This is a genomic window from Rhodococcus sp. PvR044, from assembly GCF_040548995.1.
In the GTDB taxonomy this organism is placed as follows: Bacteria; Actinomycetota; Actinomycetes; order Mycobacteriales; family Mycobacteriaceae; genus Rhodococcus_G; species Rhodococcus_G oryzae.
The window spans coordinates 442,956-469,652 of record NZ_JBEPSX010000001.1; the positions used below are offsets into that span (position 1 = coordinate 442,956).

The following is a 26,697-nucleotide window of genomic DNA, read 5'->3' on the forward strand; positions in this document are numbered from 1 at the left end:
GTCGCTATCCTTCAAACGTTCCACCGCCAGGTGGGAGCGCTCTGGAGCGGGCGCCACTGTAACGCCAGGAATCACTCTGACGATGACTAATACGAGCGAGGAGTTGGACTCAGCCGTCGCTGCGGCAGCGCAGGGCGATCGAGTTGCCTTGTCTCGAGTGCTCGAGAGTGTTCGACCCTTGGTTGTGCGTTACTGCCGATCACGGGTCGGAGCCGCGGAAAGGGGACAACTGTCCGCGGACGACGTGGCGCAGGAGGTATGCCTGGCAGTGATGACCGCATTGCCGCGGTATCAGGATCAGGGCCGTCCCTTCATGGCATTCGTGTATGGCATCGCCGCGCACAAGGTGGCAGATGCACATCGGAACGCCGGGCGTAACAAAGCCGAGTCGATGGCCGAGGTACCAGATGTCATCTCCACCGACGAGGGACCCGAGAAGCTCGCTCTGGACTCGGAGACCACCCGGCAGATGAGCGCACTATTGGGAACCCTCCCCGAGAAGCATCGGGAGATCCTGGTCCTGCGTTTGGTTGTCGGCCTGTCGGCGGAGGAGACGGCAGCTGCCGTGGGCAGCACGGCCGGAGCAGTACGGGTCGCCCAGCACAGGGCGCTCGCGAAGTTGAAGAACGAAGTTGCGAAAGCGGGTGAGATGTATGGCTAGGGGCAGCAAGCGTGGTGGGGACGACGAGGGAACGCAGCGGGACACGTCCGGTGCCGATCTCACCCCGGACGCGTCGTCCCTCGGTGACACCGACGCGTCGTCCCTCGGTGACACCGACGCGTCGTCCCTCGGCGACGCCGAGGAGTCCGCGGATGCGACCGCCGTCGATTTCGCCGCCATCGCGCGGGACGACGCCCTCATCGACGCGATCGCCGGTGACGGCCCGATCGCGACGAACAGCCCCGAGGAGTTCGAGCTCGCGACCCTGCTGACCGCATGGCGCGCCGAGATCCTCGCCCCCGCCATGCCGGTGGAGCCCGACCTCGACCAGGTGGCCGCCGCCGTTGACCGCGAACTCGCGACGATCGGCTCACCCCGCCGCTCGAATCTGCGGTTGCTCCGGCCCATCGCGGGCGCTGCCGCGGCCGTCGCCGTCGTGATGGCCGGGCTGACGGTCTTCTCCTACAACGCCGTTCCGGGTGATCCGCTGTGGAAGGTCAAGGAGGTCGTGTTCACCGAGCGCGCCAACTCGACCGTCGCGGGCATCGACACGACCACCAACCTGGAGGAGGCCGAGCGCCTCATCCGCGCAGGCGACCCGCAGGCGGCGCTGGTGGTGCTCGAGTCCGCACGCAAGCGGGTCGACGGCGTGAACGAGTCGGCCAAGCACGACGAGCTGACGGCCTGGCGGGAGCGACTGGTGGCCGATGCCGCCAAGACCCCTCCGACGACGACCACGCTGCCCTCTGCGGCCGGGACTGTCCCCGGACTGCCCGTGGTGCCGGGTGTCACGCTGGACGGGACCACGGTGACCGCGCCGGTGCTGCCCACCACCGTGCCGAACCTCCCGAGCCTGCCGACTATCCTGCCGGTCGAGCCGGGGGTGCCGACGACTCAGGTACCGCCGACTACGATCCCGCCGGTCGACCTGACGGTCCCGCCGGTGATCACCAGCCCGCCGGTGGTGCCGACGACGGTCCCGCCCGCGCCGACCACCACCAGGATCGAGCCACCGACCCAGGACACGCCAACGCCGCGGGACCTGACGTCGAAACTGGCCCCCAGCTGATCCGAGCCCAGACACGAAACGGCCCGACAAGGTGAATTCCTTGTCGGGCCGTTTCGTCGTGTCGGGGGTGGGTCAGGCGTCGAAGCCGTCGCCGTGCAGCGCCTCGTTCATCGACGCGTCCGCGTAGCCGCGGCAGTAGTCCCACGTGACATAGGCCTCGGGGACCGGGTCGTAGGCGGGCTCGTGCGGGCGCACGGTGCCGTCCACGAGCAGCTGCAGCAGGTTGGCGCGCAGCATGTCCCAGTCGTGGTAGTGATCCTGCTGGCAGTCGTCGCAGCACACGACGAGCCCGCGGATGCCGCGGTGGCCGAGCAGGGCCTCGTAGACGGCGAGGTCCGCGAGGTCTTCTTCCACGGCCAGTCGCTCATGGGGGTCGAGGGGCTGACCCGGCTCGATCGCGTCCAGCGCGGCCGACGGATCGGAGGGGTCGCCGGCGAACGGATCCGGCGGCAGACCGGGGGGCAATTGATCACGCACAGGTCCACGGTACGCAGCGCAGGCGGGTCTGCGCCAGCCGTCACACGAACCGCGTTCGCTCGCACCCGTGTCCAGCCGATACCATGGTGGACGGGCTGAGGGAATAGTTCGCCCTCGACCGAGCATTCTTCTCAGTCCCGAAGCAATCACGACTTGACCGCGCCGCGGGGATTCGACGCCCCGCACGGCGGCGCACCACAGTTCCAGGAAAGGGTCCCGAGCCGCATGAGTATTTCCGGAGGGCACGTGCGTACCGGAGGGGACCGCCCCGACAAGGTTGCCATGCTGGGACTCACCTTCGACGACGTGCTGCTGCTGCCCGCCGCGTCGGACGTCGTTCCCAACCAGGTGGACACCTCGAGCCAGCTGACCCGCGAGATCCGGCTCAAGGTTCCGCTGGTGAGCTCGGCGATGGACACTGTCACCGAGTCTCGGATGGCGATCGCGATGGCGCGTGCGGGCGGGATGGGCGTGCTGCACCGCAACTCCTCGGTCGAGACGCAGGCCGGTCAGGTCGAGACGGTCAAGCGGTCCGAGGCCGGCATGGTGACCGACCCGGTCACCTGCAAGCCGTCGGACACGCTCGCCGAGGTCGACGCAACGTGCGCGCGGTTCCGGATCTCCGGGCTACCGGTCACCGACGACGCCGGTCAGCTGGTCGGCATCATCACCAACCGCGACATGCGCTTCGAGGTCGACCAGAACCGCACGGTGGCCGAAGTGATGACCAAGGCCCCGCTGATCACCGCGCGCGAGGGCGTCACTGCCGAGGCCGCGCTCGGGCTGCTGCGCAGGCACAAGCTCGAGAAGCTGCCGATCGTCGACGGCCAGGGCAAGCTCACCGGACTGATCACCGTCAAGGACTTCGTCAAGACCGAGCAGCACCCGAACGCCACCAAAGACCGGGACGGCCGCCTGTTGGTCGGCGCCGCCGTCGGTGTCGGCGACGATGCCTGGGCCCGCGCGATGGCGCTGGCCGACGCCGGGGCCGACGTGCTCGTCGTCGACAGCGCGCACGGCCATCAGGTCAACATCTTGCAGATGATCGCGAAGCTCAAGGCGGAGATCGGCGATCGCGTCCAGCTCATCGGTGGCAACGTCGCGACCCGGGCAGGTGCCCTCGCACTGGTCGAGGCGGGCGCGGACGGCGTCAAGGTCGGTGTCGGTCCCGGCTCGATCTGCACCACCCGCGTCATCGCCGGTGTCGGTGCCCCGCAGATCACCGCGATCCTCGAGGCCACCGCGGCGTGCAAGGCGCTCGGCGTCCCGGTCATCGCCGACGGCGGCCTGCAGTTCTCCGGCGATGTCGCCAAGGCGCTCGCGGCCGGTGCGTCCGCCGCCATGCTCGGCTCGCTCCTCGCCGGCACCGCCGAGTCCCCGGGAGAGATGGTCCTGGTCGGTGGCAAGCAGTTCAAGAGCTACCGCGGCATGGGTTCGCTCGGCGCGATGCAGAGCCGCGGGCAGGGCAAGTCCTACTCCAAGGACCGGTACTTCCAGGACGACGTGCTCGCCGAGGACAAGCTGGTTCCCGAGGGCATCGAGGGTCGGGTTCCGTTCCGTGGCCCGCTGACGCAGGTGATCCACCAGCTCACCGGCGGCCTGCGCGCGGCCATGGGCTACACCGGATCCGCGACCATCGAGGAACTGCAGGAGGCGCAGTTCGTGCAGATCACCGCCGCGGGTCTCAAGGAGAGCCACCCGCACGACATCACCATGACGGTGGAAGCGCCGAACTACGCCGCGCGGTAGCCGCGCGGGATAGTTTCCAGCGAAGATCCAGGCAAGCATCAGCCACAACGAAGAAAGGGGCGCGCGTGCGCGACCTCGTTGAAATCGGCATGGGCAGAACCGCCCGTCGCACCTACGAGCTGGACGACATCGACATCGTCCCCTCCCGCCGGACCAGGTCCTCCAAGGAGGTGTCGACAGCCTGGCAGCTCGATGCGTACCGCTTCGACATCCCGGTCCTCGCGCACCCGACCGACGCGCTGGTCTCGCCCTCGTTCGCGATCGAGCTCGGTAAGCGCGGTGGGCTCGGCGTGATCAACGGCGAGGGCCTGTGGGGTCGGCACGCCGACGTCGACGCGAAGCTCGCCGAGTTGGTGCACCTCGCCGAGACGGACGAGGACCCGGACGCACCGATCGCCCGGCTCCAGGAGCTGCACGCGGCGCCGATCCAGCCGCACCTGCTCGCGGCGGCCGTCGCGCAGGTGCGCGACTCCGGTGTCACCACCGCGGTCCGGGTCAGCCCGCAGAACGCGCGCGCACTGACGCCTGAGCTGGTGAAGGCCGGGATCGACCTGCTGGTGATCCACGGCACGATCATCTCCGCCGAGCATGTCGCGCACGGCGAGAGCGAGCCGCTGAACCTCAAGACGTTCATCTCCGAGCTCGACGTCCCGGTGATCGCGGGCGGCGTGAGCGATCACCGCACGGCGCTGCACCTCATGCGCACAGGTGCCGCGGGTGTCATCGTCGGCTACGGCTCCACCGAGGGCGCCACGACCACCGGCGAGGTGCTGGGCATCGGGGTGCACATGGCCACCGCGATCGCGGATGCCGCGGCCGCGCGTCGCGATTACCTCGACGAGACCGGCGGGCGCTACGTGCACGTCATCGCGGACGGCGACATCACCACCTCGGGCGACCTGGCCAAGGCCATCGCCTGTGGCGCGGACGCCGCGGTCCTCGGTGCGCCCCTCGCGGTCGCGGCGGAGGCGCCGGGCGGCGGCTGGTACTGGCCTTCGGCTGCCGCGCATCCGTCTGTGCCGCGTGGCGCACTGCTGCCGGTCGCCTTCGGTGACCGCCCGTCGCTCGACACGGTTCTGACCGGACCGTCGGCCGATCCGTACGGTTCGTTGAACCTGGTCGGTGGACTGCGTCGCTCGATGGCGAAGTCCGGCTACTCGGACCTCAAGGAGTTCCAGAAGGTCGGCCTGACGGTGCGTGCCTGACCGTCATCGGCGGCATTCTGCCTGTTCCTGATACCTGTCGTTACACTTAGGCAACCCTTGTGGCATCGGTCACAGGGATCCGGTGCATACTGACGAGTAACTAATCCAGGTTCATGGTGGAGGTGTCCAGATGGGCAAGCGTGCAACGGACTTCGATGTCCTGATCGTCGGATCCGGCTTCGGAGGCAGCGTGACGGCGCTGCGGTTGGTGGAGAAGGGGTACCGGGTCGGCATTCTCGAGGCCGGCCGTCGGTACGCCGACGCGGACTTCGCGAAGACCAGCTGGGACCTCAAGCGGTTCCTCTGGGCGCCCGCGCTCGGCTGCTACGGCATCCAGCGCGTGCACCTGCTGCGCGATGTGCTGATCCTCGCGGGCGCAGGCGTCGGCGGCGGATCGCTGAACTACGCCAACACCCTCTACAAGCCGCCTGCCTCTTTCTTCGAGGACCCGCAGTGGCGTGACATCACCGACTGGCACGACGAGCTCAGCCCGTACTACGACCAGGCCCGCAAGATGCTGGGTGTCGTGCAGAATCCGCACATGACCCCCGCGGACGAGGTCATCAAGTCGGTGGCCGAGGACATGGGCGTCGGCGACACCTTCATCCAGACCCCGGTCGGCGTCTTCTTCGGCGAGCCGGGCAAGACCGTCCCGGACCCCTATTTCGGTGGCGCGGGCCCGGACCGCACCGGGTGTATCGAGTGCGGCGAGTGCATGACGGGCTGCCGGCACGGCGCGAAGAACACCCTGGTGAAGAACTACCTCGGCCTCGCCGAGAAGGCCGGGGCCACGATCATCCCGATGACCACGGTGACCGGGCTGCACGAGGCCTCCGACGGCAGCTGGGACGTGGTGACCCGGCGCACCGGCGCCAAGATCCGCAAGAACCACAAGACCTACACCGCGCAGAATGTCGTGCTCGCCGCAGGCACCTGGGGCACCCAGCATCTGATGCACGAGATGAAGGACAGCGGCTCGCTGCCACGCCTGTCCGACAAGCTCGGCGAACTCACCCGCACCAACTCCGAATCGATCGTCGGCGCGGGCAAGTTGAAGGTTGACCCGGCGATGGACCTGACCAAGGGCGTCGCCATCACCTCCTCGTTCCACCCGACCGCGGACACCCACATCGAGCCGGTGCGCTACGGCAAGGGCTCGAACGCGATGGGTCTGCTGCAGACGCTGATGACCGACGGCGGTGGCACCACTCCGCGCTGGGTGAAATTCCTCGGCGTGGTCGCGAAGAACCCGATGCAGATGCTGCGCATGCTCACGGTGAAGAACTGGAGCGAGCGCACCATCATCGCCCTGGTCATGCAGAACCTGGACAACTCGATCACCACCTACACCAAGCGCGGTGTCTTCGGCCGCAAGGTCACGAGCAGGCAGGGTCACGGCGAACCGAACCCGACCTGGATCCCGGCGGGCAACGACGCCACCCGAAGGATCGCGGAGAAGATCGACGGCATCGCGGGTGGCACCTGGGGCGAGATCTTCAACATCCCGCTGACCGCACACTTCCTCGGTGGCTGCGCGATCGGATCGGACCGCGAGCACGGGGTCATCGACCCCTATCACCGGGTGTACGGCTACCCGACCCTGAGCGTGGTCGACGGGGCATCGGTGTCGGCGAACCTGGGTGTGAACCCGTCGCTGACGATCAGCGCGCAGGCCGAGCGTGCGGCGTCGCTGTGGCCGAACAAGGGCGAGCAGGATCTGCGTCCGGCGCAGGGCGAGGGCTACCGGCGGATCAACCCGATCGCGCCCAACAGTCCGGTGGTTCCTGCGAGCGCCCCCGCGGCTCTGGTGCTGCCCATCGTGGAGATCCGCAGCGGCGGTGCCGCTCATGAGGGCAGCGGCGGTGCCGCTCAGGAGAAGACCGGAACCGGCGCGGCCTGACCGCCGTTCGACTCCAGGAAGCCCCCGACTCGTGCGGTCGGGGGCTTCCTGCGTTCGGGGCAGGCGTAGCCGGTGATGGGGTGCGCGGGGCGGGGGAGCTGGGCCGATTAGACTGGCCACGTGGCAGATACCCAGCACTCCGGCCCAGCTCAGCAGCAGCCCGTTCTCGTCGTCGATTTCGGGGCGCAGTACGCGCAGCTGATCGCTCGCCGGGTGCGGGAGGCGAACGTCTACTCGGAGGTGGTCCCGCACACGGCGACCATCGAGGAGATCGTCGAGCGCAAGCCGCTCGCGGTGATCCTCTCCGGCGGACCGTCGAGCGTGTACGAGGAAGGCGCCCCGCAGCTGGACGCCCGGCTCTTCGACCATGACATCCCGGTGTTCGGCATCTGTTACGGATTCCAGGCGATGGCGGGCGCGCTCGGCGGCACCGTCACCCACACCGGAACCCGCGAGTACGGACGCACCCAGCTCAGCGTGGACGGCGGCGTGCTGCACGAGGGCCTGCCCACCACCCAGCCGGTGTGGATGAGTCACGGCGACGCGGTCACCGATGCGCCCAAGGGCTTCGAGGTGACCGCCACCAGCGCGGGCGCGCCCGTCGCCGCGTTCGAGGACCGCGCCCGGCGCCTCGCGGGCGTCCAGTACCACCCCGAGGTGCTGCATTCCCCGCACGGCCAGCAGGTGCTGAGCCGCTTCCTGCACGAGATCGCGGGCATCCCGTCCAGCTGGACCGCCGCGAATATCGCCGAGTCGCTGATCGAGCAGGTCCGCGAGCAGGTCGGCGACGGACAGGCGATCTGCGGGTTGTCCGGCGGCGTCGATTCCGCGGTGGCGGCGGCGCTCGTCCAGCGCGCGATCGGCGACAAGCTCACCTGTGTGTTCGTCGACCACGGCCTGCTGCGGGCGGGCGAGCGCGAGCAGGTCCAGCAGGACTTCGTGGCCGCGACCGGCGCGAAGCTGATCACCGTCGACGCGGTCGACACCTTCCTCGGTGAGCTCGAGGGCGTCACCGATCCGGAGACCAAGCGCAAGATCATCGGCCGCGAGTTCATCCGCAGCTTCGAGGGCGCGGTCTCCGAGGTGCTCGGCGAGAGCGCCGCGCACGGCGAGACCGTCGACTTCCTGGTCCAGGGCACCCTGTACCCGGACGTCGTCGAGTCCGGCGGCGGCACCGGCACCGCGAACATCAAGAGTCACCACAACGTCGGCGGTCTGCCGGAGGACCTGCAGTTCAAGCTGGTCGAGCCGCTGCGGCTGCTGTTCAAGGACGAGGTCCGTGCGGTCGGCCGCGCGCTCGGCCTGCCGGAGGAGCTCGTCGCCCGGCAGCCGTTCCCCGGCCCCGGCCTCGCGATCCGTATCGTCGGCTCGGTCGACCAGGACCGGTTGGAGACGCTGCGCCAGGCGGATTCCATTGCGCGCGAAGAGCTGACGGCCGCGGGCCTGGACGGGCAGATCTGGCAGTGCCCGGTGGTGTTGCTCGCCGACGTGCGCAGTGTCGGTGTGCAGGGCGACGGCCGCACCTACGGTCACCCGATCGTGCTGCGCCCGGTCTCCAGTGAGGATGCCATGACCGCGGACTGGACGCGGTTGCCGTACGACGTGCTCGAGCGGATCTCCACCCGCATCACCAACGAGGTGGCCGAGGTGAACCGGGTGGTGCTGGACGTGACCAGCAAGCCGCCGGGCACCATCGAGTGGGAGTAGGCGGCTCCGCCGCCCTGTGCGCGTGTTGCACCCCGACCGGGGTGCAACACGCGCACAGTCATTTCCGGCCGTCCAGGTACAGGTAGCCGCCGACCAGTGCGATCATGCCGAGCAGGCCCGCGCCGACCGGGAGGGCGCAGCCGACCGCGGTGATGACGGTCGCGGTGGCCAGCACGATCGGCATGGTCCTGGACTCGCCGGTGTCCGTGCTGAGCAGCGACTCGCCCATCGACCTCGTCTCGTCCGGCTTTCGCATGAGCAGCCAGGCGGCGAGGTAGACGGGGACACCCGCGCCGGCGAACAGCAGCGAGAGCAGCAGGGCCAGCCGGACGCTCGTCGTGCTCACGTTCAGTCGGCGCGCGATCCCGGCGCCGACACCCGCGATCAGTCCCTCATCGGGCAGTCGCTGCGGAAGGTCCTGGAGGAAAGTGCTTTTCGGCGTCGCGGTCTCGTTCGTGATCATGTGATCAATACTGTCGACCGGCCGCGGCGCGCACCATCGGGAAGCACCCCGATCTTTCGTCGGGAGGACTCGGGGCCGTGTCAGGGTCGCTGCGCAGGCTCCGCTCCGGCGTCTCAGGGTGCGGCCAGCGCGGCGGGGTCGACATGGGGGTCCTCGCGCCCGGACAGCGCGGTCGCGACCCACAACGAACGCTGCGCGTCTGCGGCCTCGCCGTTGCTCAGATAGTCGAGATGGTTGTCCACCTCGCGCGCGATCGACCATCGCCGGGCCAGTTCCCTGTCGAGCCCTGCGGAGTCGGCGAGGGCGTCACAGCGTGTCCGCAGTCCCGCGCCGCGCCTGCCGTCCAAGTCCGCCAAGCGATTCCACAGCATCGGCGCGACCGCGAACTCACCGACCGCGGACAGCGGCTTGGGGTCGATGGCCCGCCAGCCGTCCGGGCCCGCGAGGATGTTCTCGAAATGCAGGTCCGTGTGGACGAGTACCGCACTGCCCGCCGGCTCCCGGCACACGGCGACGGCATCCTCGATGAGCCACTGCGAGCACGGCCTGCCGAGGCGGCGCCACAGGTCCGGCAGTTCCTCCTCCCAGCGCGCGGCCAGGTCCGGCAGGGTGTCGAACTCGCCGTCCGGCACGATGATCGACAGTCCGCGCATCAGCTCGCCCCAGATCGGGATCGCCTGCGGCACCGGCACGCTCAGCAGCGACCGAGTCGGATCCAGGCGTTCGAGCAGGATCGCCTGCTCGTCGGGGTCCGCGCGCAGCATGCGGACCGCGCCGCTGCCGTCCCAGCGCGCGAGTGCCGCCGACTCCCTCGCGGACTCGGCGGCAGGGTACGACACCTTCAGCGCGGCAGGCGTGCGGTCGGGCAGCAGTACCGGGATCACGACGGCGACATTGCCGTGCCAGAGCTGGGAGCCGTCCCTGGTGAGCCCCCACTCGTTCAGCAGGCGCGCGATCAGCCCGGGCAGTCGCCGCAACCACTCCTCGGCGTCCGGGGCGTAGGAACGCACCCGGGCGCCGTAGGAGTCGGGGATCGCCTGCACTATTTACGACGGCCGGGGGCGAAGACCAGGATCAATCCGGCGACCACCGCGGCGATCACGACGATCCACCGGAACTGGGCGTCGCCGAGGGATTCGAAGTGGAACGGCCCGATCAGGGCCCACACGCTGACCAGCAGCGCGGCCAGTCCCGAGAGCAAGAGCAGTGCCGAGGGGCGGCGCCCCGCCTTGTCTGTGGTTTCGGTGTTCTCAGCCACGATCCACCCGCATCTCTCCGAACGTTCCGTCCATGTTGAGTGTCAGTACGGGGCCGCCGGTTCCGTCGGCCCCACCGTTGATGCCCTCGGGCAGGCAGTTGGCCTCCCCGAACGCCATGGAGCACGTGTTCTTCACGTCCATGTTCGGGGGGACGAGAACCGTGAACGAACCCAAGTTGAGGTCCACGTCCACCGTTCTGTCCTTGTCGAGCTGGACGGAACGCAGGTCGAGCGTGAAATCTCCCATCCGGCCCGAGTATTCGGGTTGGAGGTCGGCGGCCGTGGGTGTCCAGGTCTTGTCGCCCATGTTCTCGGCGTTCCAGTCGATGGGCCCGATCAGCGAGGCCAACAGGACGAAGCCGATCAGGGGACCGGTCACGACGAGCAGTCCGTAGCCCCTCCGCAGGAAGGCCCCGATGAGCATCCCGATGCCGATCACGGCGAGCGCGACGGCCCCGATCCGGGCGGGGGTCAGCCACTCCGCGTTGGTGGCCGAGCTGACCGCCCATGTGGCCGCGGCCGCGATGATGGCCAGGCCGAGCACCGTGGTGGTGAGGCGGGACTTCGGTGGTTTCGGGAGCACGGGCGGTGCGGGCGGGGTGGGCTCGGGGAGATCCCACGCGAAGGGGGCGACGCCGAGCGGGTCCCAGGCCGGCGGCTGGGGGACGTCGGTCGTGACCGCGCCGGTGTCCGTGCTCGCGCCCGGGCCGGCAGCGGCGGCCATGTCCTCGGGAGCAGCAGCTGCCTCGGGAGCTGGAGCTGCGGCGGCCTCGGCCGCGTCGGCGGGTGCTGCCGCTGCCGGCTCCGGCGTCGGGGCGGTGGGCGGTGTGGAGGGCTCGTAGGTCTGCGGCAGCGTCGCGTACGCGCCGACCGTGTACGGCGTCGTCGACGGGAACGTGGTCGACGGGAACGGGCTCGGCGGGAACATCGCGCCGGGGTGAGCGGTCGCCGGATGAGCATCCGCGGGCAGCCCCGGTGGCACCGGTGTGCGCTGGTAGAGCAGCCACAGGCCGCCGAGCATCAGCGCGAGGCTGATCAGGCCGGAGCCGCCCGCCCCGACGCCGACGGGACCGAGCGTGCTGAGCGCGATGATCAGCGCGACAGCGAGCACCACCGTCTTGGTGCCGGACTCCGAACTGTGCCCGCGGCCGACGAGCGATTCCGCCGCGGACGTCTGGTCGCCCGCCTGGGGGAGCAGCAGCCAGCCGGCGAGATAGAGGACGATGCCGACCCCGCCGAAGACGGTCGACACCGCGAAGGCGACCCGGATCAGCACGGGATCCACGCGGTAGCGGTGGCCGATTCCCGCGGCGACGCCCGCGATCGGCCCCTGCCTGGGCAACCGCACCGGACGGGTGCGCCACAACTCGTGCAGCTGTTCCTGGAAGTTCGGATTGCTCATGATGACAATCGTCGTCGGCGCAGGCCGCCGTGCACATCGGGAGAAACCCTGATCTTTCGCCGGGGACCAGGTCGGGGTGCCCGCGGTCGGTTCAGGGTCGGACCCTGATGCGCGTCGGGCGGTCGGCGTGCCACCATCGATGTTGTGCAGCCGGTCCCGCGTGCCCTCCCCACCGGAGAGGCGCCCTACTCCCGCCTCGAGCGCCGTGTCGGCGGTCGGGTGGTCGGTGGTGTCGCGGGCGGGATCGCCGACCATCTCGGCATAGACGTCCTCAAGGTGCGGGTGGCGTTCGTGTTCCTCGCCGCGCTGGCCGGGGCGGGCATCGTCGCCTACGGGCTGCTGTGGATCTTCACCCCTCCCGGCTCGGATACCGAGCCGCCGAGCCCCGTCGAGCGACGCCGGGCCCTCGGGCTCGCGGTGATCGGACTGGCGCTGTCCGCGTCGTTGGCCTGGCTGTTCAGCGGCAGCGCGGCGTCGGTGATAGCCCCGGTGATCGTGGTGGCCGTCGGTGCTGCGCTGGTGTGGCGCGAGTTCGATTCGGGCGGGCCGCGTTCGGCGCTCGGGCTGCCACAGCGGCCGACGGTGCTGACCTGGGCGCGGGTGCTCGGCGGTGCCAGCCTCATCGTGATCGGCCTCGGCGTGGTGGTGATCGCGCGGGTCGACCTGAACTCGCTGCGGTCGTCGCTGCTGGCGGTGTTGGTGACGCTGATCGGCGCCGGGCTGCTGACCGTGCCGCTGTGGCTGCGGATGTGGCGGGATCTCGGTGACGAGCGGGCCGCCCGGATCCGGAACGAGGAGCGCGAGGAGATCGCCTCGCACCTGCACGATTCGGTGCTGCAGACGCTGGCGCTGATCCAGAAGCAGGCCGACCGACCGCAGGAGGTCACACGCCTCGCGCGCGGCCAGGAACGCGAGCTGCGCAAGTGGCTGTTCGACGGCGGGGAGGCCGCGCACGCCAGCCTGGCCGAGGCGCTGCGGACCATCGCGGGTGAGGTCGAGGACCAGCACGGCATCACGGTGCGCCCGGTCACCGTCGGAGATGTCCGGCTCGACGTCGGCCCTGCCGAGTCCGGGTTGTCGAAGGAGAGCATCACGGCCTTGCTGGGCGCCACCCGCGAGGCACTGGTCAACGCCGCCAAGCATTCCGGCGAGACGAATGTCGACCTGTTCGCCGAGGCGGAGGCCGACGAGGTGAATGTGTTTGTGCGCGACCGCGGTACCGGTTTCGATGTGGACGCGGTGCCGGAGGATCGGCAGGGCCTGGCCAAGTCGATCCGGGCCCGGATCGAACGCCGTGGCGGCGTGGTGGAGGTGCGTTCCACGGTGGGACGCGGGACCGAGGTACGGATTCAGATGCCCCGCAACGGCAATGGGCACGACGGGCCTCCGAGCGACGAGGGCGCGGGGCCCACGGCCGAGGAGGCCGCTGTTCTAGAGTGGTCGCGACAGCTGATGCCGCATCCCGAGATCCAGCCCGAGTCCGATCCCCAGTCCCGTCCCGAGGAGCAGCCCAGGTGAGCACCCCCACCACCGCGTATCGCGTATTTCTGGTCGACGACCATGCCGTGTTCAGGTCCGGGGTGCGGGCCGAGCTCGGATCGGAACCGGACATCGAGGTCGTCGGCGAGGCGGGCGGGGTGGCCGAGGCGATCGCGGGCATCAACGCCACGACACCCGATGTGGTGCTCCTGGACGTGCACATGCCGGACGGCGGCGGGGTGGCCGTGCTCGGTGGCATCGCGGCGGGGCCGGTGTGCCTGGCGCTGAGCGTGTCCGATGCGGCGGAGGACGTCATCGCGGTGATCCGGGCCGGCGCTCGTGGCTACGTCACCAAGACCATCTCCGGATCCGAGCTCGCGGACGGGGTACGCCGGGTTGCAGGTGGCGACGCGGTGTTCGGACCCCGTCTGGCGGGCTTCGTGCTCGACTCCTTCACGGGGAAGTCGGCCGCCCCGGAGCCGCCGCTCGATCCCGAGCTGGACTCGCTCACCCCGCGTGAGCTGGAGGTGCTGCGGCTGCTCGCCCGTGGGTACACCTACCGCGAGATCGCCGAGGACCTGGTGATCTCGGTGAAGACGGTCGAGACCCACGCCTCGAACGTGCTGCGAAAGACCCAGCAGTCCAACAGGAACGCGCTCACCCGGTGGGCGCACCGGCGTCAGATCGACTGACTCGAAGCGAGTCCGTCGACCGGCCGGTCACATCGTGATCAGCGCGATGGTCAGGACCACGACGGCGATGGCGGCGATCGCGATGAGCGTCAGCACGAGCGCCATCGGCGGGGTGGGGACGGACCGGCGCGACGGCGCAGGGGCCGCCGGGTTCACGGCCAGGCTCGGCGGCCCGGGCACCCGGGGTCCGGGGCGGGGGACATTGCCGAGCGGGACGTTCTGGTCGACCGCGGGCAGGCCCGCGATGGTGCTGGTGGGCAGCCGGTTCGAGCGGCGCACCTGCCCGCCCGCGGCGCCGCGCCTGGCCCAGAACGGGACCGTGCCGTCGGCCTCCAACAGCGGCGAGTCGAGGACATAGGAGAGGTTGCCGCCCGCGCCTGCGGCGAGCGAGGCGAGCAGATCGCGGGCCTCGCTCATGGTGGGCCTGCGGGAGGGGTCCGGCTCGAGCATGTGCAGCAGTGCGTCGGTGATCTCGGCGCTCTTGACCGGCCGCATGATCTCCGCCTTCGCCACCCGGTGCAACAGGGCGATGGAGTCCTCGTCGATCCCGAACGGCGGCTGTCCCTCGGTGGCCGTGTACAGCGTTGCACCGAGCGAGAACACGTCCGAGGCCTCGGTGGGATCGCCCCCGCGCGCGACCTCAGGCGCGAAATAGGCCGGGGTGCCGGTGATCACGCCGGACTGGGTGGGGGTGGCATCGCTCTTGGCCCGGGAGATCCCGAAGTCGCTGATCTTCACCGTGCCCGCCGCCCGCCCCCGATCGGCGATGAGGATGTTGCCCGGCTTGATGTCGCGGTGCACGATGCCCGCCTCGTGCGCGTCGACAAGGGCGTCGGCCACCTGGGCCCCGATCTGTGCGACCTGGAGCGGCGGCAGTGTCTCGGTGACGTTGAGGGCCTGGGCCATGCTGCGTGAGGGCAGGTACTCCATGACCAGCCATGGGTCGCCGTGTTCGAGTGCGACGTCGTACATGGCGATCGCGTGGTCGTGCGACAGCTTCGCCGCGATCCGGCCCTCGCGCATGGCCCGCGCCCGGATCTCCTGCGCGGCCTCCTCGGTCAGCCCGGCCGTCGAGGTGACCTGCTTGATGGCGACCTCGCGGTGCAGCAGCGTGTCCTGTGCCAGCCAGACCGCGCCCATGCCGCCGCTGCCCAGCTTGGAGCGCAGTCGGTAGCGGCCCGCCACCAGGTAATCCGGTCCGGCGATCCGCTTCGACTGTTCTTGCTCCGTCACATCCGAGAGGTTAGTGGAGGGCGCGACCGGACGTCTCGAGCGGACGCTGAACTGGCGGTTTCCCCTCGTCTTGACGGATGTCGGGAGGAGGGTCTTTACTGAGAAGAGTTCGAATGCGTGTTCGATAACCGCGTCTTCCCCGTGGGTGATCGACCGGCCGTGACGGCGGTGGAGCAAAGGTGGGAGACGGTGGTGTCGGTGGTTGGTGCGATGTCCGAGGTGGCCGATTCGGGACGGTCGGACCTTGCCGGGTTGTCGAGGCAGGAACGGCTCGAGCAGCTCCGGCGCCGGATGGCTGCCGTGCCCGCGCGGGGCGAATCGGTTGCGGCCCGGCCCGTGCCGCAGCCGGCCGAGGACCAGGGGCTCCCGCAGCCCGCCGGGTCCGCGGGCATCCTCCCCGTTCCTCCCGCGCTGGCGTCGCTGCTGCCGCGCGGGGGGCTGGCGCGGGGTTCGGTGGTGTCCGTGTCGGGGGCGGGCTCGTTGTTGCTCGGCCTGCTCGCCTCGGTGACCGAGGCCGGCGGTCACGCGGCGGTGATCGGCCTGCCCCGGCTGGGTCTGCTGGCCGCAACGGAGATGGGGGCCGAGCTCGGCAGGCTCGCGCTGATCCCGGACCCGGGCCCGGACCCGGTGGAGGTCGCGGCCGTCCTGCTCGACGGGCTGGACCTGGTGGTGCTGGGTCTCGGCGGGCTCGCGGTGCCGCCCTCGCGGGCGCGTGCGGTGGTGGCGAGGGCGCGGAGCAAGGGCTCGACCCTGGTGGTGACGGACGGGCACTGGGACGGCGCGGAGGTCCGGCTCGAGGCCAGGGTGTGCGGCTACGACGGGATGGGGCAGGGCGCCGAACTGGGGCGCGGGCGGCTGCGCGCGCTGCGGCTGGCGGTCAGCGCGAGGGGTCGGGCGTTCCAGCCCCGCACCACCCATCTCGATCTGCGGCCGGTTCGCGGCCGGGTGGAGTGGACGGCGGAGACGGTGCGGCAGCCAGGGGCGTTCCAGGAAGCGGTGTCGCTGTGACCCCCGGTGAATCCGCGCGGGTGCTGGCGCTCTGGTGTCCCGACTGGCCCGCGATCGCGGCCGCGGCGGCGGCTGATCTGCCCCCGACGGAACCCGTCGCGGTGACGCTGGGAAATCGTGTCGTGGCCTGCTCGGCGACGGCGCGGTCGGAGGGGGTGCGCAGGGGATTGCGCAAGAGGGAGGCGCAGGGGCGCTGCCCGGGGCTGCACGTGTTCGTGGTCGACGTGGGCCGGGACGCCCGGCTGTTCGAGCCGGTTGCCGCGGCGATCGATGCGGTGGCGCCGGGCGTGGAGGTGTTGCGGCCTGGGTTGCTGGTGCTCGCCGCGCGCGGGGTCAGCCGCTATTTCGGCTCCGAGCCCGCCGCCGCCGAGCGGCTGATCGACGAGGCCTCGGCGGCGGGGGTGGAGTGTCAGGTGGGGATCGCGGACGAGCTGTCCACCGCGGTGATCGCCGCCCGCAGGGCCGCTCTGGTCCCCCCGGGAGAGGGTGCCGAGTTCCTCGCCCCGATCCCGGTGGCCGAGCTCGCCGCGGAGCCGAGCCTGGCGGCGAAGGGGCGCGCGGACCTGGTCGATCTGTTGCACCGGTTGGGGCTGCGGACCATCGGCGACTTCGCGGCGTTGACCCCGGTGGCGGTGGCGTCCCGGTTCGGTTCCGATGCGGTGTCGGCGCACCGCAGTGCGCGCGGGGAGCCCGAGCGTCCGCCATCGGCACGGCGGCTGCCACCGGACCTGGACGTCGAACAGCGCTGTGATCCACCGATCGAGCGGGTGGACGTGGCTGCCTTCGCGGGGCGGGCACTGGCCGAGCGGCTGCACGCCAAGCTGTCCGCCGCGTCGGTCGCGTGCACCAGGCTGCTGGTCCATGCGAGCACTGGTAACGGGGAACATCTTTCGCGGACCTGGCGGTGCGCGGAACCGCTCACGCCCGAGGGCACGGCGGACCGGGTGCGCTGGCAGCTGGACGGCTGGCTCACCGGACGCAGCGAGTCGCGGCCGACGGCGGGCATCGAAGTGTTGCGCCTCGAGCCCGTGGAGGTGGTCGCGGCGGGCGCGCTGCAACTGGGGTTGTGGGGCGGGGTCGGCGCCGAGGACGAGCGGGCCAGGCGGGCGCTGGTGCGCGTGCAGGGTCTGCTCGGGGGTGATGCGGTTCAGGTGGCGGTGCTCAGCGGCGGCAGGGGGCCGTTCGAGCGGGTCACCCTGCTGCCTCTCGGGGATGAGCTGAGACCGGCCGCGGACCCCTCCGCGCCCTGGCCCGGGCGGCTGCCCGAACCGTCGCCCTCGGCCGTGCTGTCGGGCCGGCCGCGGGTGGCGTTGGAGGGGGCGGACGGCGCGGCCGTGCTGGTCACCGAGCGCGGTGCGTTCAGCGCGGCGCCGGTCCGGCTGCGCTGGGGCAGGCGGAAGTGGGAGCTGCAGGGCTGGGCGGGGCCGTGGCCGGTGGACGAGCGTTGGTGGGATCCGGCGGCGGCACAGCGGGCGGCCAGGGCGCAGGTGCTGCTGGACGAGCCGAGGGCGTTGTTGCTGATCTGCGCCGAGGGGGTCTGGACCGTGGAGGGCGTGTACGAGTGAGGTTCGGGTGCTGTTCGCCACCTTGCAGGGTACCCCCTATGGGTATATCGTCGGGTCATGGCTTCGGGTCGCGGAACTCATGCCGGACATAGGGCACCCGCCGAACATGCGGGGCACGGACACGATCAGGCGACCGTCGTCGGCGGCCACAAGGTGCACGATCACGGCCGCAACGGCCACGAAGGTCATGGCGGCCAGGAAGGTCACGCGGGCCACGCCGGTCACGGCGACCACGTCGGGCAGTTCCGGCGGCTGTTCTGGATCATGCTCGCGATCGCCGTTCCGGTTGTGCTCGCCAATGCGATGTTCGCCGACCTGATCGGGTACAGGCTGCCGCACAGCGGACCCGTCACCTGGATCTCGCCGGTCCTCGGCACGGTGATGTACGTCTGGGGCGGCAAACCCTTCCTCACGGGCGCGGTCGCCGAGATCAAGGCCCGCCAGCCCGGGATGATGCTGCTGATCGCGCTGGCCATCACCGTGGCCTTCGTCGCGTCCTGGGGCGCGAGCCTCGGAATCCTGAACCACGAGTTGGACTTCTGGTGGGAGCTCGCGCTCCTCATCGTGATCATGCTGCTCGGGCACTGGATCGAGATGCGCTCGCTGGGGCAGGCGTCGAGCGCACTCAAATCCCTCGCGGCACTGCTGCCGGACGAGGCGGAGCGGCTCGACGGCGACGAGCCGGTCACCGTGCCGACCTCCGAGCTGACGGCCGGCGACCTCGTCATCGTCCGGCCCGGCGGCCGGATCCCGGCCGACGGAACGGTCGTCTCCGGCGCGGCCGACGTGGACGAGTCGATGATCACCGGTGAGTCGGCGGCGGTCCGCCGCGCGCCGGGCGACCGGGTCGTCGCGGGCACGGTCACCACCGATTCGGCTCTGCGCGTGCAGATCACCGCGGTCGGGGACGACACCGCGCTCGCAGGTATCCAGCGGCTGGTGAGCGAGGCGCAGAGTTCGTCGTCGCGGGCCCAGGTGCTGGCGGACCGGGCCGCGGGCTGGCTGTTCTGGTTCGCGCTCGGCGCCGCGGTGCTCACCGCCGTCGCCTGGCTGATCCTCGGCGCCCCCGAATCCGCGGTCACCCGCACCATCACCGTTCTCGTCATCGCCTGCCCGCACGCGCTCGGCCTGGCGATCCCGCTGGTCGTCTCCATCGCCACCGAGCGGGCGGCCCGCGCCGGTGTGCTGATCACGGACCGCAGGGCCCTCGAGTCGATGCGCACGGTCGACGCCGTGCTGTTCGACAAGACCGGCACTCTTACCAAGGGGGAGCCCGCCGTCGTCTCCGTCGCGGCGACGCCCGGGCACACCGAGGACCAGGTCATCGAGCTGGCCGCCGCCGTCGAGCGCGACAGTGAGCACCCCCTCGGCGGGGCCATCGTCGCCGCCGCCGAGCAGCGCGGACTCGCCGTACGGGCGGCAACCGCCTTCCACGCGCGCAACGGGGTGGGGGTGACCGGCACCGTCGCGGGCGCGGAGGTCAGCGTCGGTGGACCGGGAATGCACGCGAGCCACGGCCTCGCCGCCCTGACGCAGGCCGACGAATGGTCCGGCCAGGGTTCGACCGTGTTGCACGTGATCCGAGACGGTGCGGTCGCCGGGGCCGTGGCCCTCGCCGACGAGATCCGTCCCGAATCGAAGCAGGCCATCGACGACCTGCACGAGCGTGGCGTGCACGTCGCCATGATCACCGGGGACGCGGAGGCGGTTGCTCAGTCGGTCGCGCAGCGACTGGGAATCGACGAGGTCTTCGCCGGTGTCCTCCCGCAGGACAAGGGTGCCAAGGTCAAGGCCATGCAGTCCGCGGGCTGCAAGGTCGCGATGGTGGGGGACGGCGTCAACGACGCGCCCGCGCTGGCGCAGGCCGACGTGGGGATCGCGATCGGTGCGGGCACCGACGTGGCCATCGCGTCCGCGGGTGTGGTGCTCGCCAGCGACGACCCCCGCTCGGTGCTGTCGGTGATCGAACTCTCCCGTGCGACCTACCGGAAGATGATCCAGAACCTGAGCTGGGCGGCGGGATACAACCTGATCTCGGTGCCGCTCGCGGCCGGGGTGCTCGCGCCGTGGGGGTTCACCCTCCCGATGGAGGTCGGGGCGCTGTTGATGTCGGCCTCGACGGTCGTCGTCGCGATCAACGCGCAGCTGCTGCGGCGGCTGGACCTGCGGCCCTCGGCTGTCCTCGCGAAGCGGCCTGGGTAACCTCACCACGTGGCCTCGGACGAGATGGCCGAGGCTGCGAAGGGCGGTTGCGCACGGTGATGCTGATGACCGCCACGACCGCCGACGACGTCGAGCTCTCCTTTCGCGATTCCGGTGGCGCCGACCCGGTTCCGGTGATCCTGGTGCACGGCATGGGCGGCGACAGTCACACCTGGGACCGGTTCGCCAGGACCCTGGTCGGCCGTGGGCGCCGGGTCGTCACCCTCGACCTGCGTGGCCACGGCCGCAGCGCGCACGCACCGTCCTATCTGTTCCCCCAGTTCGGCGACGACCTCCTGCATCTGTGCGACCACCTCCGGCTCGAACGGGTGGACCTGGTCGGGCACTCGCTCGGCGGGCACACGGCCTCGCTGGTCGCGCAGGCGCGCCCGGACCTGGTGCGGCGGCTGGTTCTCGAGGAGGCGCCCCTCCCGCTCCGGACCGGGGAGACGCTGGGGCGGATGAGCAGCAGGCTGCCGACGCCGGTCGAACTCTGGCACGCGGTGACCGGGGTGGTCCGACACCCGCGTGCGGTCCTCGCGTTCGACCGGTCGATGACCCGCAGCGCGCTGGCCCAGTTCCGCGAACCGAACCCGGTGTGGTGGCAGAATCTGCCCGGGATCACCGCCTCGACCCTCGTGATCAGCGGCGGTCCGGGTGGGATGGTCGATCCGGACCGGCTGGCCGCTGCCACGGCCGCCATCTCGCGGTGCGAGGCCATCACCATCAAGGTCGGCCACAGCGTGCACCGCGACCGGCCGAACCAGTTCGAGGCCGCCGTCACGGCGTTCCTCGCGGACTGATCGCCTGCCGCCGGGTCACCACCCCGCACTGAACGAATACCAGGGGCCGCGCAGGTGCCAGACCTGCACGCCCTCGCCCACCGGGTCGGGCGTCGTGGGCTCCCCGTCCGGCAGATAGGCCACACCGTCGTCATCGAGGAAGCCGCTGTCGGAGACCACGAAGTAGACGTTGTCCCCGTGCGTGCGCACGTCCCGGATGTCGTAACCGCCGATCCCGCCGTCGAAGTCGCTCCGGTTGGCGCCGGACCGGATCTCCTCGACGGACGCCGCGAAGTCCGACTGCGAGAACTGCCAGCGCGCCTGCAGTGGTGCGTCGAAAACGAGCAGCGCGGCGCTGATCAGCGCGACCAAGGGCACCGCGAGGATCCAAGGGGACCAGGGATTGCGGCGCGCGAGGAAGGTCGCGGTCTTGGCGGTCCAGCAGATCGCGATCAGCGCCGCGGGCCAGAGACAGAACAGGATCAGGATCCAGCTGTTCGGCGTAGGAAAGGTGAACGCCCACAACGCCGCCCCGCACACCAGCGCGGTGGTGGCCAGCAGCGACCATCCCGGCGGCCGATCCCAGAACGTCGCCAACCACTGCCGCATCCGCAGCCCCCCGTCGTCGGCCCGACCCGAACCGGAGCCTACCCGCGGGGCCGCCAGCTCCCGGCTTGTCTCGCGTAGGTGGCGGGTGGGGTCCCGACCGCCGCGGTGAACGCGCGGATCAGGTGCGCCTGGTCGCTGTACCCGAGCCGGTCCGCCAACTCCGCCCACACCACGGGGTGTCCGCTGTGCGCCTGCTCGGCGGCGTCGAGCAGGCGGTGACGCTGGATCACCCATTTGGGCCCGATGCCGACGTACTCGGTGAACATCCTTTGCAGACTGCGCACGCTCATCCCGGCCAGCGCGGCCACCTCGTCGACCCGGTGGATGCTCGGGTCGTGCTCGATCCGGTCCATCAGCGCGGCGACGCGCTCAGCGGACGGATCGCGTTCCGGCCGTAGGGCTTCGAGGTAGTCCTCGACGAGCGCGGTCATCTCGTCGTCGTCGACGGTGTCGAGCGCCGCGGCCGCGACCGGGCCGTCGCCCCGACCGAGGAGGTCCCCAGCGGGCTGCACGGTGCCCTCGAGCGCGCCGACGCTCGACCGTAGGAACGGACGGAACCCTCCCGCCCGGAACGCCACGCCGATCACGTGCCCGGTTCCCATCAGCTTTCGGCTGAACGGATCGCGGCTCACCCCGTGCACGAGCAGTCGGCCTTCCTCGGCGGCCAGGTGGATCCTCGGCTGCGGGAGCACCTGCTGTTCGTGGGTGCCGTCGACCGCCCAGTGCACGATCCAGATGTACTCGACGAAGGGCGCCAGTGACTCTCGTGGGTGCCGCCGTGCGACGGTGAAGCGCTCGGCGGCCTCGTCGGGGTGCAGCACCGCCTCCGGTGTGCCGTGGGGTGGGGTCGATTCGGTCATCGCCATCGATCCTACGATCGGGATATGACACTGACTGCGCTCGACGGCAAGCTCATCGGCTGGTCCGCCGCATATCTGCTCTCGCAGGCCAACATCGCGCGGTTGCTCGGCCCCGCAGGGCCCAAGCTCCTCAAGACCCAGACCGCGATGTCCGCCGGCTCCTATCGGGCCGTCCTCGACAGCATGGACGAGGCGGAGACGGCCCGGTTCCGCAGTCATTTCGGGCCGGACATGATCCATCCGGTCATCTACGGGGTCGCCCTGTGCACCGGTGCCAAGCGGCTCGGCCAGCTCTCCGATCTGTCCCCGACCACCCGGCGCGCGCTGTCCGCGGCCCCGGTCGTCGCCGCGGCCGCGGACTACGTGGAGAACGTGGTCGACCTGTACCTGCTCGACCACCGCGACCGCATCACCGACCCGGTGGTGCGCGCGACGTCGACGGTCAGCATCACCAAGTGGGTGCTGAGCCTCGGCACCCTCGCGTACCTGTCGCAGGGCTTCGTGCGGGTGTGGGCGGGCATGGCGACCGGCCGCCGATAGCGGCGCGTTTGTTCAAGACCCTGTCGTGGTCGCCGCCTACGTTGGAACCATGGCTGGAAACACCCCCCGTCGCTCCGCTCGCCCCGCAGAACGCAGCATCGAGCACTTCCCGGACCAGGTGAGCTTCCGCGAGTGGCTGGCCGCGCACCACGACAGCTCACCCGGCATCTGGCTCAAGTTCGCGAAGAAGGGGTCGGCCCAGACCAGCCCCAGTTGGGACGAGGCCGTCGAGGTCGCGCTGTGCTTCGGCTGGATCGACGGTCAGGCCCGCAAGTGCGACGACGACTTCTCGCTGCGCGGTTTCACCCCCCGGCGCAGGCGCAGCCCGTGGTCCAAGCGGAACCGGGAGAAGGCCGAGCGGCTGATCGCCGACGGCCTGATGCAGCCGTCGGGGCTGGCGGAGATCGAGGCAGCCAGGGCCGACGGCCGCTGGGAGCGGGCCTACGAGGCGCAGTCCACCGCGACCGTGCCGCAGGACTTCCTGGAGGCGCTGGCACTGGTCCCCGCGGCGGAGGAGTTCTTCGGCACCCTGAACAAGGTCAACCGCTACGCGGTCTGCTACCGCTTGCAGGAGGCGAAGAAGCCGGAGACCCGCGCCCGCCGGATCGAGAAGTTCGTGCAGATGTTCGCCGAGGGCAAGAAGATCCATGGGTGACGCCGCGGGCACAATGGTCGGGTGACCGCCCCAGCCCCCACGCCGACCTGCTCCGCGCTCTCCGCGACGGACGAGCCGCTTGCAGGGACCGCGGCGCGCGTCACCGGCTGGCTGTGTCTCGAACACCCCGGCGCCTGGGGCCGCGACGTGCTCGGCGGTGAGGCACTCGGGCCCGAGCTGTCCGCGGAACTGGAACGACGGACCGAGGCCGCGGGCGTGCGACTGCTGCTGATCCGCAGGCCGGGCCGGGCCACGGCCCCGCCGGCCAGGCGCACCGTGCTGATCGGGCGGTCGGATCCGTCCGGTGCCTGGTGCGAGCGGCTGGAGGTGGCCGATCCGGCCGCACTGCTGGACCTCGATCTCGAGCTGCCCGCCTCGGCGCCGGGGATCGGGCGTCCGGTGACCGACCCGGTGACCCTGGTGTGTGCGCACGGCAAGCGCGATCAGTGTTGCGCGGTGCTCGGCAGGCCGATCGCGGCGGAACTGTCCGCGCGGTTCGGGGATTCGGTGTGGGAGTGCTCGCACACCGGCGGTCACCGGTTCGCGCCGTCGATGATCCTGCTCCCGACGGGGTACACCTACGGACGGCTCGGCGCGCGACAGAGCGTCGAGGCGGTGCTCGCGGCCGGTCGCGGCGAGGTCCAGCTCGACGGGCTGCGCGGCCGCAGCTGCTGGGACTCGGCCGGCCAGGTCGCAGAAATCGCGGTGCGGGAGCAGGTTTCGGCGAGCGCCTCGGACCTCACGGTGGACGAGTCCGGCGTGCTGCCGGTGGTCCGCCACCGTGACGGCCGGGCCTGGGTGGTCGAGCTGTCGCGGACCGAACTGGAGGCACGCCCACCGAGCTGTGGCGCCGCGTCGAAGGCCGTCGTCGCGCTGGTCGCGGAATCGGTCCGGCCGCTTGCCTCGTGATCGCCGCGGTCCCTGCGACACTGGGGTGCATGGCCGAGAACAGTGACCTGCCGCGATACCGCGTCCTCACCGGGCCCGACGACGCCGAGTTCTGTCTGCGGGTCAGTGCCGCCCTCGACGCCGGCTACGACCTGCACGGATCGCCCGCCGTCACCTTCGACGGCGATCGGGTCATCGTGGCGCAGGCGCTGATCCGTCCGCGCTAGCCCGATCGCCCCGCGTCACCAGTGGGTGCCGGGCACCACGCGGGCGATCCGTCGTCCCACCTTCGAGACGGTGGAATGCCTCGGTTTCGCCGCGGGCGGTGCGACGGGGACGGCGCCGCCGTTCTCGGTCACACCCTTGGCGGCGGGGGAGTCCGGGAACGCCCGGTACATCCGGTGCAGCACCCGGTCCTTGACGCCGGGCGCGAACAGCTGCCCGTACTCGCCGAGGGTGCCCAGCGGGTCGTCGATCCGCTTGGGGCGCTCGATCAACCCGCGAACCACCATCGCCGCGGCCTTCTCCGGGCTGATGACCTTGCCGATGTTCGCCTTCCCCGACGGCGTGATCATCGGGGTTTCGACCAGCGGCATGTGGATGGTGGTGAAGGTGATGCCGGCCGAAAGCGTCTCGGAGGCAATGGTGTCGGTGAATCCGTCGAGGGCGGCCTTGCTGGCGACGTAGGCGGAGAACCGGGGCGTATGGCTCTGCACGGCGGCGCTGGAGATGTTCACGACATGCCCGAAGCCGCGCTCGCGCATCTGGGGGAGCAGCGCCAGGACCAGCCGGACCGCGCCGAAGTAGTTGACGGCCATGGTGCGTTCGTAATCGTGCAGCCGGTCGGTGGAGGCGAACACGCTGCGTCGGATCGATCGGCCGGCGTTGTTGACCAGCATGTCGACGTGCTCGTGCTCGTCGAGGATGGTCTTGACGGTCTGGTCGACCGATTCCCCGTCGGTGATGTCGCAGGGGTACCCGAACGCGGTGCCGCCCTCGGCCCGGATCTCGGCGACGGTGGCCTCGAGTTCCTCCGCACCGCGGGCCAGCAGCAGCACGGTCGCGCCCTTGGCGGCGACCGCGCGCGCCGAGGCGCGCCCGATCCCCGACGACCCGCCGGTGATCATCACGTGCCTGCCTGCCAGCAGGCCGGACCGGCGGTTGCGCGCAGGGTCGAGGTTGCGTTCCCAGTAGGACCACAGGGTGCCTGCGTAGGAACCGAAGGGCGGCACGGTGATCCCGGTACCGCGCAGCGCCTCCTGGGTCTTGGCGGAGTCGAAGGTGGTGGGCAGCGTGAGGTGGTCGAGGATGACCGGCGGGATGCCGAGCCGGCCCAGCACCACGTTCCTGGCGGCCTTGACGGTGCGCAACGGCGGTCGCATCACCGGGGCGGCGACGACGCCGGGCAGGTCGGCCACCGGATGCGGGGCGCCGGAGGCCTGGGCCAGGGCCGCGTACACCTCGCGCATCGGCTGCGGTTCGGGGTTCACGAGGTGGAAGGCCTCGCCGTCGTGGCCGGGTGCCTGCATCAGCGCGACGATGGCCTTGGCCACGAAGTCGACGGGGACCAGGTTGGTGGCGCCGAGGCTGGGCACCGCAACCGGGAGTCGCGAGGGCAGCCTGGCGAGCCCGGCGATGGCGGGGAACAGGTAGTACGGCCCGTCGATCTTGTCCATCTCGCCGGTGGTCGAATCCCCGACGACCGCGGCGGGGCGGTACACCCGCCAGGTCAGCCCTGGGGCCTCGCGCACGAGCTTCTCGGCCTCGAACTTGGTCCGGTGATACGCCGTGGGGAAGCCCTGGCCGAGGTCGAAGTCGTCCTCGGTGAACGTGCCCTTGTAGTCGCCTGCGATCGCGATCGAGGACACGTGGTGCAGGGTGGCGCCGGTCCGCTGGGCGAGCTCGATGACCGACCTGGTGCCCTCGACGTTGGTGCTCGCCTGCTCGTCGCCCGCGGTCATGTCGTAGATCGCGCCGAGGTGCAGGAGGTGGTCGGCGGCGGGCGGTGTGGCCTCGAGGCCGAGCCCGGGCTCGGTGAGGTCGCCGATCAGCGGGTGCACCCGGTCGCCGCCCTCCCAGTCGGCGGCCAGGCGCTCGAGCCGGGCCATCGAGGCCGGTCGCACCAGTACGTGCACCTGGGCGTCGGGGTCGCGGCGCAGCAACAGCGCGAGCACGTTGCGGCCGAGGAACCCGGTCCCGCCGGTCACGATGTAGGTCGACATCAGCTCTCCTCCTACATAGGGCTACGCCGGTTAACTTACTCCGAAGTAATAACTTGTGGAAGGGGTGATGG

25 protein-coding genes are annotated in these 26,697 nt (G+C 70.7%); 16 read left to right on the forward strand and 9 right to left on the reverse strand.

Features of this window, described 5'->3' with window-relative positions; all coding sequences use genetic code 11:
- The first annotated feature begins 82 nt into the window (after positions 1 to 82).
- The gene (locus tag ABIC28_RS01905) at positions 83 to 661 is read left to right on the forward strand and encodes a sigma-70 family RNA polymerase sigma factor (RefSeq protein WP_097210408.1); all 579 of its coding nucleotides are present in this window, start codon (positions 83 to 85) and stop codon (positions 659 to 661) included.
- Positions 654 to 1,730 carry an anti-sigma-D factor RsdA gene (locus ABIC28_RS01910; protein WP_097210409.1) on the forward strand — a complete coding sequence of 359 codons (1,077 nt, stop codon included), beginning with the start codon at positions 654 to 656 and terminating at the stop codon, positions 1,728 to 1,730. Before ABIC28_RS01905 ends, ABIC28_RS01910 begins: the two co-directional genes overlap by 8 nt.
- A 72-nt stretch (positions 1,731 to 1,802) precedes the next feature.
- Here ABIC28_RS01910 and ABIC28_RS01915 read toward each other — a convergent pair whose 3' ends face one another.
- Positions 1,803 to 2,207 (reverse strand): DUF5319 domain-containing protein, encoded by a 405-nt coding sequence (locus ABIC28_RS01915; protein ID WP_027501780.1) that lies wholly within the window; start codon positions 2,205 to 2,207, stop codon positions 1,803 to 1,805.
- A 225-nt stretch (positions 2,208 to 2,432) separates the two neighbouring features.
- Here ABIC28_RS01915 and guaB point away from each other — a divergent pair, with 225 nt between their 5' ends.
- The 4 genes from guaB (at position 2,433) to guaA (ending at position 8,768) form a co-directional block, all read left to right on the forward strand.
- The gene (guaB, locus tag ABIC28_RS01920; RefSeq protein ID WP_097210637.1) at positions 2,433 to 3,956 is read left to right on the forward strand and encodes an IMP dehydrogenase; all 1,524 of its coding nucleotides are present in this window, start codon (positions 2,433 to 2,435) and stop codon (positions 3,954 to 3,956) included.
- A gap of 65 nt (positions 3,957 to 4,021) precedes the next feature.
- On the forward strand, positions 4,022 to 5,161 hold the full coding sequence (locus ABIC28_RS01925; protein ID WP_097210410.1) for a GuaB3 family IMP dehydrogenase-related protein: 1,140 nt from the start codon (positions 4,022 to 4,024) through the stop codon (positions 5,159 to 5,161).
- 130 nt (positions 5,162 to 5,291) lie between these two features.
- Entirely contained in the window at positions 5,292 to 7,061 is a 1,770-nt protein-coding gene (locus ABIC28_RS01930) for a GMC family oxidoreductase N-terminal domain-containing protein (protein WP_097210411.1), read from the forward strand.
- A gap of 120 nt (positions 7,062 to 7,181) precedes the next feature.
- On the forward strand, positions 7,182 to 8,768 hold the full coding sequence (guaA, locus tag ABIC28_RS01935) for a glutamine-hydrolyzing GMP synthase (protein WP_097210412.1): 1,587 nt from the start codon (positions 7,182 to 7,184) through the stop codon (positions 8,766 to 8,768).
- A 58-nt stretch (positions 8,769 to 8,826) separates the two neighbouring features.
- On the opposite strand, the gene ABIC28_RS01940 is transcribed toward guaA, so the two are convergent.
- The 4 genes from ABIC28_RS01940 to ABIC28_RS01955 form a co-directional block, all read right to left on the reverse strand.
- Positions 8,827 to 9,231: a PspC domain-containing protein gene (locus ABIC28_RS01940; RefSeq protein ID WP_269588391.1), complete on the reverse strand. Its 405-nt coding sequence runs from the start codon at positions 9,229 to 9,231 to the stop codon at positions 8,827 to 8,829.
- A gap of 113 nt (positions 9,232 to 9,344) precedes the next feature.
- A complete protein-coding gene (locus ABIC28_RS01945) occupies positions 9,345 to 10,241 on the reverse strand; it encodes an aminoglycoside phosphotransferase family protein (RefSeq protein WP_179800455.1) in 897 nt (298 codons plus the stop codon).
- A gap of 32 nt (positions 10,242 to 10,273) precedes the next feature.
- On the reverse strand, positions 10,274 to 10,489 hold the full coding sequence (locus ABIC28_RS01950) for a hypothetical protein (protein WP_097210415.1): 216 nt from the start codon (positions 10,487 to 10,489) through the stop codon (positions 10,274 to 10,276).
- On the reverse strand, positions 10,482 to 11,891 hold the full coding sequence (locus ABIC28_RS01955) for a PspC domain-containing protein (RefSeq protein ID WP_097210416.1): 1,410 nt from the start codon (positions 11,889 to 11,891) through the stop codon (positions 10,482 to 10,484). The genes ABIC28_RS01950 and ABIC28_RS01955 overlap by 8 nt, the downstream gene beginning before the upstream one ends.
- Before the next feature lie 144 nt (positions 11,892 to 12,035).
- Here ABIC28_RS01955 and ABIC28_RS01960 point away from each other — a divergent pair, with 144 nt between their 5' ends.
- Both ABIC28_RS01960 and ABIC28_RS01965 read left to right on the forward strand, forming a co-directional pair.
- A complete protein-coding gene (locus tag ABIC28_RS01960; protein WP_097210417.1) occupies positions 12,036 to 13,409 on the forward strand; it encodes an ATP-binding protein in 1,374 nt (457 codons plus the stop codon).
- Positions 13,406 to 14,062: a response regulator gene (locus ABIC28_RS01965; protein WP_097210418.1), complete on the forward strand. Its 657-nt coding sequence runs from the start codon at positions 13,406 to 13,408 to the stop codon at positions 14,060 to 14,062. The genes ABIC28_RS01960 and ABIC28_RS01965 overlap by 4 nt, the downstream gene beginning before the upstream one ends.
- A 27-nt stretch (positions 14,063 to 14,089) precedes the next feature.
- Here the strand turns inward: ABIC28_RS01965 and ABIC28_RS01970 are convergent, their stop codons facing one another.
- On the reverse strand, positions 14,090 to 15,295 hold the full coding sequence (locus ABIC28_RS01970) for a serine/threonine-protein kinase (protein WP_179800456.1): 1,206 nt from the start codon (positions 15,293 to 15,295) through the stop codon (positions 14,090 to 14,092).
- 210 nt (positions 15,296 to 15,505) lie between these two features.
- Here ABIC28_RS01970 and imuA' point away from each other — a divergent pair, with 210 nt between their 5' ends.
- From imuA' to ABIC28_RS01990, 4 genes are read left to right on the forward strand one after another with little or no spacing between them, the layout of a single operon-like run.
- A complete protein-coding gene (imuA', locus tag ABIC28_RS01975) occupies positions 15,506 to 16,303 on the forward strand; it encodes a DnaE2-dependent mutagenesis accessory factor ImuA' (RefSeq protein ID WP_097210639.1) in 798 nt (265 codons plus the stop codon).
- A complete protein-coding gene (locus ABIC28_RS01980) occupies positions 16,300 to 17,868 on the forward strand; it encodes a DNA polymerase Y family protein (RefSeq protein ID WP_354577282.1) in 1,569 nt (522 codons plus the stop codon). Before imuA' ends, ABIC28_RS01980 begins: the two co-directional genes overlap by 4 nt.
- A 57-nt stretch (positions 17,869 to 17,925) precedes the next feature.
- The gene (locus tag ABIC28_RS01985) at positions 17,926 to 20,070 is read left to right on the forward strand and encodes a copper-translocating P-type ATPase (RefSeq protein WP_502944980.1); all 2,145 of its coding nucleotides are present in this window, start codon (positions 17,926 to 17,928) and stop codon (positions 20,068 to 20,070) included.
- A gap of 59 nt (positions 20,071 to 20,129) precedes the next feature.
- A complete protein-coding gene (locus ABIC28_RS01990; RefSeq protein WP_097210420.1) occupies positions 20,130 to 20,873 on the forward strand; it encodes an alpha/beta fold hydrolase in 744 nt (247 codons plus the stop codon).
- A gap of 15 nt (positions 20,874 to 20,888) precedes the next feature.
- Here the strand turns inward: ABIC28_RS01990 and ABIC28_RS01995 are convergent, their stop codons facing one another.
- Together ABIC28_RS01995 and ABIC28_RS02000 are read right to left on the reverse strand one after the other, a co-directional pair.
- Positions 20,889 to 21,461, reverse strand: a complete 573-nt coding sequence (locus ABIC28_RS01995; RefSeq protein WP_097210421.1) for a hypothetical protein — start codon at positions 21,459 to 21,461, stop codon at positions 20,889 to 20,891.
- Positions 21,462 to 21,499: 38 nt separating this feature from the next.
- Positions 21,500 to 22,321: a helix-turn-helix domain-containing protein gene (locus ABIC28_RS02000; protein ID WP_097210641.1), complete on the reverse strand. Its 822-nt coding sequence runs from the start codon at positions 22,319 to 22,321 to the stop codon at positions 21,500 to 21,502.
- Positions 22,322 to 22,345: 24 nt separating this feature from the next.
- On the opposite strand from ABIC28_RS02000, the gene ABIC28_RS02005 reads away from it, so the two are divergent.
- The 4 genes from ABIC28_RS02005 to ABIC28_RS02020 are packed head-to-tail and all read left to right on the forward strand — an operon-like array spanning position 22,346 to position 24,631.
- Entirely contained in the window at positions 22,346 to 22,861 is a 516-nt protein-coding gene (locus ABIC28_RS02005) for a hypothetical protein (RefSeq protein ID WP_354577285.1), read from the forward strand.
- 49 nt (positions 22,862 to 22,910) lie between these two features.
- Positions 22,911 to 23,516: a YdeI/OmpD-associated family protein gene (locus ABIC28_RS02010; RefSeq protein ID WP_097210642.1), complete on the forward strand. Its 606-nt coding sequence runs from the start codon at positions 22,911 to 22,913 to the stop codon at positions 23,514 to 23,516.
- 21 nt (positions 23,517 to 23,537) lie between these two features.
- Positions 23,538 to 24,425: a ferredoxin family protein gene (locus ABIC28_RS02015; RefSeq protein ID WP_097210423.1), complete on the forward strand. Its 888-nt coding sequence runs from the start codon at positions 23,538 to 23,540 to the stop codon at positions 24,423 to 24,425.
- A gap of 29 nt (positions 24,426 to 24,454) precedes the next feature.
- Entirely contained in the window at positions 24,455 to 24,631 is a 177-nt protein-coding gene (locus ABIC28_RS02020; RefSeq protein WP_097210643.1) for a DUF1737 domain-containing protein, read from the forward strand.
- Positions 24,632 to 24,646: 15 nt separating this feature from the next.
- Here the strand turns inward: ABIC28_RS02020 and ABIC28_RS02025 are convergent, their stop codons facing one another.
- Positions 24,647 to 26,626 carry an SDR family oxidoreductase gene (locus tag ABIC28_RS02025; protein ID WP_097210424.1) on the reverse strand — a complete coding sequence of 660 codons (1,980 nt, stop codon included), beginning with the start codon at positions 26,624 to 26,626 and terminating at the stop codon, positions 24,647 to 24,649.
- Between the last annotated feature and the right edge of the window lie 71 nt (positions 26,627 to 26,697).

Coding starts and splice junctions, on each gene's coding strand:
- ABIC28_RS01905 (WP_097210408.1), top strand. CDS start 83: ATGACTAATACGAGCGAGGAGTTGGACTCAGCCGTCGCTGCGGCAGCG.
- ABIC28_RS01910 (WP_097210409.1), top strand. CDS start 654: ATGGCTAGGGGCAGCAAGCGTGGTGGGGACGACGAGGGAACGCAGCGG.
- guaB (WP_097210637.1), top strand. CDS start 2,433: ATGAGTATTTCCGGAGGGCACGTGCGTACCGGAGGGGACCGCCCCGAC.
- ABIC28_RS01930 (WP_097210411.1), top strand. CDS start 5,292: ATGGGCAAGCGTGCAACGGACTTCGATGTCCTGATCGTCGGATCCGGC.
- ABIC28_RS01940 (WP_269588391.1), bottom strand. CDS start 9,231: ATGATCACGAACGAGACCGCGACGCCGAAAAGCACTTTCCTCCAGGAC.
- ABIC28_RS01955 (WP_097210416.1), bottom strand. CDS start 11,891: ATGAGCAATCCGAACTTCCAGGAACAGCTGCACGAGTTGTGGCGCACC.
- imuA' (WP_097210639.1), top strand. CDS start 15,506: ATGTCCGAGGTGGCCGATTCGGGACGGTCGGACCTTGCCGGGTTGTCG.
- ABIC28_RS01985 (WP_502944980.1), top strand. CDS start 17,926: ATGGCTTCGGGTCGCGGAACTCATGCCGGACATAGGGCACCCGCCGAA.
- ABIC28_RS01990 (WP_097210420.1), top strand. CDS start 20,130: ATGCTGATGACCGCCACGACCGCCGACGACGTCGAGCTCTCCTTTCGC.
- ABIC28_RS01995 (WP_097210421.1), bottom strand. CDS start 21,461: ATGCGGCAGTGGTTGGCGACGTTCTGGGATCGGCCGCCGGGATGGTCG.
- ABIC28_RS02000 (WP_097210641.1), bottom strand. CDS start 22,321: ATGACCGAATCGACCCCACCCCACGGCACACCGGAGGCGGTGCTGCAC.
- ABIC28_RS02005 (WP_354577285.1), top strand. CDS start 22,346: ATGACACTGACTGCGCTCGACGGCAAGCTCATCGGCTGGTCCGCCGCA.
- ABIC28_RS02010 (WP_097210642.1), top strand. CDS start 22,911: ATGGCTGGAAACACCCCCCGTCGCTCCGCTCGCCCCGCAGAACGCAGC.
- ABIC28_RS02020 (WP_097210643.1), top strand. CDS start 24,455: ATGGCCGAGAACAGTGACCTGCCGCGATACCGCGTCCTCACCGGGCCC.
- ABIC28_RS02025 (WP_097210424.1), bottom strand. CDS start 26,626: ATGTCGACCTACATCGTGACCGGCGGGACCGGGTTCCTCGGCCGCAAC.